7 protein-coding genes and 2 pseudogenes are annotated in these 7046 nt (G+C 45.3%); all 9 read left to right on the top strand.

What is annotated here, in order from left to right:
* Positions 1-575: DNA cytosine methyltransferase (locus IM509_RS11640; RefSeq protein WP_287716953.1), on the top strand; the 575-nt coding region annotated here is incomplete at its 5' end.
* A 36-nt stretch (positions 576-611) separates the two neighbouring features.
* A pseudogene (locus IM509_RS11635) lies at positions 612-1625 on the top strand (IS4 family transposase).
* Positions 1626-2178: 553 nt separating this feature from the next.
* Positions 2179-3423 (top strand): phage tail sheath family protein, encoded by a 1245-nt coding sequence (locus tag IM509_RS11630; RefSeq protein WP_052275918.1) that lies wholly within the window; start codon positions 2179-2181, stop codon positions 3421-3423.
* Between the two features lie 14 nt (positions 3424-3437).
* Positions 3438-4580 (top strand): phage tail sheath family protein, encoded by a 1143-nt coding sequence (locus IM509_RS11625; RefSeq protein ID WP_185237569.1) that lies wholly within the window; start codon positions 3438-3440, stop codon positions 4578-4580.
* A gap of 39 nt (positions 4581-4619) precedes the next feature.
* Positions 4620-5048, top strand: coding sequence for a phage tail protein (locus IM509_RS11620; protein ID WP_052275916.1), 429 nt, complete (start codon positions 4620-4622; stop codon positions 5046-5048).
* Between the two features lie 26 nt (positions 5049-5074).
* Complete coding sequence (locus tag IM509_RS11615; protein ID WP_002770407.1) at positions 5075-5437, top strand: hypothetical protein; 363 nt, start codon at positions 5075-5077, stop codon at positions 5435-5437.
* A 20-nt stretch (positions 5438-5457) separates the two neighbouring features.
* Positions 5458-5595 (top strand): annotated as a pseudogene (locus tag IM509_RS24085) (DUF6760 family protein); the annotation flags it as partial.
* A gap of 21 nt (positions 5596-5616) precedes the next feature.
* Positions 5617-6156, top strand: coding sequence for a phage tail protein (locus IM509_RS11610; RefSeq protein ID WP_052275915.1), 540 nt, complete (start codon positions 5617-5619; stop codon positions 6154-6156).
* Between the two features lie 13 nt (positions 6157-6169).
* The coding region (locus IM509_RS11605) for a hypothetical protein (protein WP_272079355.1) at positions 6170-7046 on the top strand (877 nt) is incomplete at its 3' end.

The following is a 7046-nucleotide window of genomic DNA, read 5'->3' as shown; positions in this document are numbered from 1 at the left end:
ATTTTTCCTATCCTCAACCAACCCATCAAGAAACTTGTCTCAAAGATATCCTAGAAGAAAAGGAAGTCAGCGTTAAATATTATCTCTCTAATCAGTATTTAGAAACTTTGTTTAAACACAAGTATAGACACCAAAATAAAGGTAATGGGTTCGGTTATGAGATTATTTCTCCCGATGGTATCGCTAATGCTATTGTGGTGGGAGGTATGGGAAAAGAAAGAAATTTAGTTATCAATAAAAGACTGAATAATTTTACTCCCGTTACTCGCATTAAGGGAGAAGTAAATAAATTATTCGTCCGCAGAATGACCCCCAGAGAATGGGCAAGATTACAGGGATTTCCCGATAGTTTTCAGATTGTTGTCAGCGATGTCCAAGCTTATAAACAGTTCGGTAATTCTGTGGCTATTCCCGTGGTAAAAGCAGTGGCAAAAGAGGTGATTAAAGCTTTAGATTTATCCAGAAATTCTCAAGAAAATATCAGGATTAAAGACCTAGAGGGGAGACAATTAGAACCAGAAGTGTTGAACGTTGAGAAAAGTCAGACAAAAAATGCTATTATAGATAGAATCTAGACAACTTATTACCCTCACAATAGGGAGTTTGCCCTGATGACGAATTTCTCAAAACTCATAAAAGAGCTTCTCAAACCACTGCCTAAAAATGACTACCCCGCTTTAGACACTTTTACATTTTTGTCCTGTTGGATTGGTTTTGCTTTAGATAAAAGCATCGTCAGTATGAGGGACTTATGCAGTCGCATGGTACTTGAAGGAATTAATGTAAATTTATCCCCATTTTCTCAGGCAAGCAAAATTAGAGAAACAAGTCCGTTTGAGAAAGTCATTGTTGAATTAAATAAGCGTTTAGTTGCCAAAAAAGGAATAGAGAATGCGCGAGCTTTATTTCCCATTGACTCAACAATAATTAGCTTAACCAGTAAAATACTATGGTCGCAAGGATGGCATCAAGTAAAACTATTCTCTGGTCTTAATAGTATCACAACAGAGGTGGTCGGAATCCTCATCCATTTTGGTTAAGTTCATGACTCGAAAGAAGGAGGAAAAACGATAGAAGCAATTACTGTAAATGGACTTGGCGTAATGGATAGAGGATTTGCTTCTAATCAAAGAATCACCGAATTATTAGAGAGTAGTGACAAGCATTTTGTCTTGAGATTGAAAAATAATATTAGCCTGGAGATGCTCGAAAATGGCAAGTGTAAACTCGGAAAAGATAAAAGACAAATAGAAGTAAGAGTAGTCGCTTTTTGCGACCTAGAAAGTCAAACAGAATTTCGGCTGGCGACAGATTTACCTCTACAAGGAGAAGGGGCAGTTAGCAATGAAGAAATTGCCGAAATTTACATCCAAAGATGGCCAATAGAACTGCTGTGGAAATTTTTTAAAATGCCTCTAAAGTTGGATAATCTAATCACTAAAAACGAGAACGGAATCCGCCTACATCTCTATAGCTGCATTATCGCTTATCTGATTCTACAGCTAATAGATATTGAAGAAGGATTTGGGAAAATCTTATTAGACAAACTGCGCTATTTACAGAGTTTCATGTGTCAACATATTAGCTATTTACACTGGTTCCGGAGGATTGTCTATTCAACTTAAAATTTGATGTTATAGGAGTATTATGCTTGTCAATGTAAAGTTTTATTACAGGATTCAACGTTTCTGGTTATAGGGGTATTATGCTTGTCAATGTAAAGTTTTATTACAGGATTCAACGTTTCTGGGTTTTCTCTCAATAACGGAGGGACAGAGCTGGTTAGCTGAACGTTGGGAAAAAATGATAGTTTTATCGACGTAAGAAGCAGAAAAATTAGCTAAATTAACAGGATGTAATCTCAGACAATTTCAAGAAAGATAGGCTTTTAGTGGCTTGTTAACAAGTTTTATCAATCTATTCATAATAAAGATTGGCAGAGGATTAAAGATTAGTTATTGTGACTAACTCTTTTGATTAGAAAAAGATAAACTTGAGAATCTTCAGTCAAATTTATTGACTCAAAATCAGCTGTACTTAATTTAAATGAATCAACCCTACCTACAACCCACACCCAGCCTAGACTTTAATCTCGTTGTCACCCCTGTAGAGAGGAGTCACAATAGACCAAAAGTGCTAGCATGGAGATTAAGCAAATATTTTGTTAAGGAGAGGGCTATGCCTCAATATCTTTCTCCAGGCGTTTATGTTGAAGAAGTACCTTCAGCCGTTAAAGCGATCGCTGGAGTTAGCACCAGCATCCCCGGATTTATTGGAATTGTACCAGACAAAATCCACCTGGTCGCCAAAAATCCGACAACGCCCGGAAGCACTAAGTTTGTGGACTTTGCGCTGCCGCCAGCCAAGATAGCTAAATTGATTACCAATTGGACCCAATTTACCAAATTCTTTGGCGATCTAATCGGCGACGAAACAAAGGCAGCAACGGCAGATGCCGATCCTGCCATTGATCCTGGACACCAACACCTGGCTCACGCAGTTTACGGATTTTTCAACAATGGCGGCAGCAGTTGCTATGTAGTGCGGATTACTGATGATACACAACTTGATGATGCCCTCAAAGCTTTTGCCGCGATCGATCCAATTTCACTGGTAGCAATCCCAGGAAACACCGATGACGGGATCCGAGATAAAGTGGTAGCTCATTGTCAAGCCACTGGCGATCGCTTTGCTATCCTAGATGGACCTGAGACGGCTGCCGATTTAACCACTCTGACCAAAATTCCGGCTGACTCAGGAGTCATGCCGAAAAGAACCGATTTGGCCGCCTGGTATTTCCCCTGGATCAAGGTTTTTGACCCAGCGACTAAACTACAAAACCCTAGTGGTGATGGGTCGCTCATTGTCCCCCCTAGTGGACACCTAGCAGGAGTCTATGCTCGCGTTGACAACGAGCGAGGAGTCTTCAAAGCACCGGCCAATGAGGTGATTTTTGGCGCACAAGACGTAAGCCAGCCCCTCAGTAAAGCTGACCAGGATAACTTGAATCCTAAAGGAGTCAACTGCATCCGCGTCCTCAATGGCAAAATCCTAGTCTGGGGAGCCAGAACCGTCGGCGGCGATGACAATGCTGACTTGAAATACATCAACGTCCGCCGCACCCTGCTTTTTCTGCGGGAATCGATTGACGAAGGCACCCAGTGGGTGGTCTTCGAGCCGAATACTCCCGCCCTCTGGCAACAAATTACCCGCAACGTTTCGGCATTCCTCACCAATGTCTGGCGCTCGGGGGCTTTGTTTGGCAATACACCCCAGGAGGCGTTTTACGTCAAGTGCGATGCCGAAAACAACCCGCCCGAGTTGCGCGAATTGGGCCAAGTCGTCACGGAAATTGGCGTGGCGATTGTCCGTCCGGCTGAATTTGTCATCTTCCGCATCAGCCAGATGGCCCAAACCAGCTAACAGAGAGGTGAGCTATGGAGATCGCCTATAAAACGCCAGGTGTCTATCGAGAGGAAAGCTTCCGCCAACCAGAAGCCAAGCTACCCACTGGCATTCCTGGATTCGTCGGCTTCTTTCAGGCTAAGCCATCAGAGAAGGATTTCCCAGTCAACACCCCGAGGGCATTACACCATCAGGAAGAATTCAGCGAAAACTTTACCGCCCCAGGCTATCTATTAGAGGCAGTGACTGGCTTCTTTGCCAATGGCGGGACTCGCTGCTATGTGGTGCGAGCAGAATCCAATCAAGAGCCAAAATCAGCCTTAGAAGCGGCTTTGTCGTCTCTCGCTCCCCTGAAGGATTTGGACTTACTGGCAGTTCCCGATGCTATGAAGCTGACGGATGAAAGTGCCATTATCCAAGTGCAACAGGCAATGTTGCAACAATGCGCCCAACAAGGCGATCGCTTGGCCATTCTCGATCCTCTCCCAAACAGTACCGCAGCAGCAGTCAAAAACCAACGAGAGGCAATTGTCCGCGGCCAGCCCAAACCGATTAACGCCGCTCTCTACTATCCCTGGCTGAAAAATACCCAAGGGCGCTGGGTTCCCCCCTGCGGTCATATTGCTGGTATCTTTGCCCGCAGCGATCGCACAATGGGTGTCTTCAAAGCCCCAGCCAATGAAGAGATTCAGGATGCCCTCGATTTGCAAGTGGCGATCGACAATTCCCTTCAAGGTGAGTTGAATCCTTTTGGCATCAACTGCCTGCGGGCCTTTCCGGGTCGCGGACTGCGCGTCTGGGGAGCGCGGACCCTCAGTCAAGATCCCAACTGGCGTTATCTCAACGTCCGGCGGCTATTCCTCACCTTGGGGCGGTGGATCGACCAAAATCTCGGCTGGGCAGCCTTTGAACCCAATTCTCCCCGCTTGTGGGTGCGAATTGGGCGAGAACTGAGTGCTTACTTAACCCAACTGTGGCAGTCAGGGGCACTCCAGGGAGCCAGCCCAGCCCAGGCATTCTACGTCAAATGCGATGCTGAAACTAACCCGACCGACCTCCGGGAAGAAGGGAAGGTGCTAACTGAAATTGGTTTAGCAACTGCTGCTCCTGCTGAGTTTCTCGTGATTCGGATCATTCATCGAGCGGGAAGCGTGGAAATGCGCCCAACCCCTTGATTCCTAACTATTACTGGTTGTTTAACAAGGAGATTTTCTATGGCTGACAGAGTTGATCCCTATCGAGGTTTCAATTTTCGCGTTGAAATCGACGGCATTCAAGAAGCAGGCTTCCGCGAATGCAGCGGTCTAGATGCGACAACCGATCCCGTTGACTATCGGGAAGGAACCGATGCCAACCACGTCCGTAAATTGACCGGGTTGAATAAATTCGCGCCCATTACTTTAAAACGGGGCATCACCGATTCCAAGACCCTCTGGGAATGGAGAGAAACCGTGATTGGTGGGAAAACCACCCGCAAAAATGTCTCGATTGTCCTATTCAACGAAGCGCAGGAAGAAAAATTGCGCTGGAATTTGCGGGAAGCCTGGCCTTCTAAATGGACAGGACCAAGTTTTAATGCCACCAGCAATGAAGTAGCGATTGAAACCCTAGAAATTGTCCACGAAGAAATGGTTAAAGCTTAATCCCCCGCTAAACTGATCACCCAATCATGCTCCAGACTGAATTTCCCTTTACCTTACCCCTGGGGTATATAGATGGGGAAGGCAACCTGCATCGGGAAGGTGTCATGCGCCTAGCCACTGCCTTCGATGAAATTGCCCCCCTCAAAGATCCCCGTGTCCGTAGCAACCAAGCTTATCTGCTGATCGTCCTGCTGTCGCGGGTAATCGCTAAGCTTGGCAGCCTGGAGTATATCAACCCGAAGGTGATTGAAGGACTGTATGCGGCAGATTTGGCTTACTTACAAGACCTCTACTGCCGCATTAATCAAAATGGTCACAACCGGGTTCATACCCAATGCCCTTACTGCGAAAAAGAGTTTGACGTGGAACTCACTAGCTTGGGGGAGTAAGGCGCTACCCCCTCGAACGGCTTTATGAGGAGGTAGCCTATATCGCCTACCACTTTCACTGGCAGCCGGAACAAATTCTGGGATTGGAACACCCAGAACGCCAGCAGTGGGTGGCAGAAATCGCCAAGATTAACCAGCGTTTTAACGAACAAACTTGAGCAAACAGGAGAAAATAACTGATGTCATCCTTGGGCTTAAACGCCGCTTTCAGTTTGGCGACCAATCTTTTGGGAATTCGCAGCGATCCCTATCAGGTCTTCAATTTTTTGGTCGAGATTGAAGGAATTTTGGCAGGAGGGTTCTCTGAATGTAGCGGTTTGCAGGTAGAAACTACTATTGAAGAGTACCAGGAAGGCGGTGTCAATGACTACATACATCGCTTTGCCGGGCGCAGCAAATCCCCAGCCTTGATTCTCAAACACGGACTTACCCCGATTGATGGACTGTGGAGTTGGCATCAAGATGTAGTCCAAGGCAAGATTGAACGCCAAAACGGCACAATTTATTTGCTGAACAAGCAGCGCATCCCGGTCATTTGGTGGAACTTTAAAGAAGCTTTTCCCTATAAGTGGACTGGCCCAGAATTGCGAGCAGATTCAGGCAACGTCGCCTTTGAAAGTGTCGAATTATTTCACCGAGGACTCAGCCGTCCTAGCGTGAGCAGTTTGGTAGGAGGAATCGCCGCTGAACTAAGTGCATCTGTCAATATTGGTTTCTAAAAAGGTGTATAAGATGGTCGATTCTCCTGATGAAAAATCTGTTCTGGTAGAGCGTCTCCTTCGCCTCCAGAGTGAACCTGTTGGGGTGATTAACCTAAAACAATTCCAGACTCAATTAGCACGAGTTCCAAGCTGGATGGTTCAGCGTTCCCGTTTCCTAGAAAGGTGGCAATCTCGTTATGCTTTTGGTGAGAGTGAACCAGGTAGCAGTACGGAATTAATGTTGGCTACACCAGTGCAGCCAATTACAACCGAACCGAACCTCACTAGCCAATTGTCTTCAGCAATGTTATCTGAACGGATATATCAGGAGAAGATTGCGCCACCAATAGAAAATATTTCTGATTCCCAAGCTGGTCAAACTTTTCGCCTCAGTCGCAAAGCTGTTCCCTTGGCACCAGATTCTAATTCTTTAAGTAAACAAGTAAATTCCTCTGAGAAGATAGATGCTCCAGCAAACACTTCTGAAAAAAATAGCCCATCCTTGAGGACAATTGTTGAAAGTGTAACGGTGTCAACTCCTGACTCTAAGCCTGCGGCTACCTTAGCTCAACCACAGAGAACAGTTGCGCCAAAAGAGGAAGAAACAAAAGTTACTTTAGTTGAATTAAAACAGATTCAAGTAAGCAATTTAAGCACACCAAATCCTTTGTTGTTGTGCCCAAATTTGCACCAGCCAGACGAAGCATCTGAAGAAAGGAAGATAGATTTCCTACCCGCTACTTCGGGAGAATCTACTTTACCTTTGAGAACAATTACTGAAAGAATAAATACTTCCACTTCTAACTCAGAATCAGCAGAAATATCTCTCAAACCAGAGACAAAAGTTACTGCTATTGAACAAGGACAGTCTTTAGTTAGTAACGAAGCAACAACCAACCCTTTAGTAT

The sequence above is a fragment of the Microcystis sp. M31BS1 genome, from assembly GCF_020245285.1.
Classification (GTDB): domain Bacteria; phylum Cyanobacteriota; class Cyanobacteriia; order Cyanobacteriales; family Microcystaceae; genus Microcystis; species Microcystis panniformis.
Note: the sequence above shows the minus strand (reverse complement) of the source record. Positions and strands in the feature narration are given on the sequence as shown.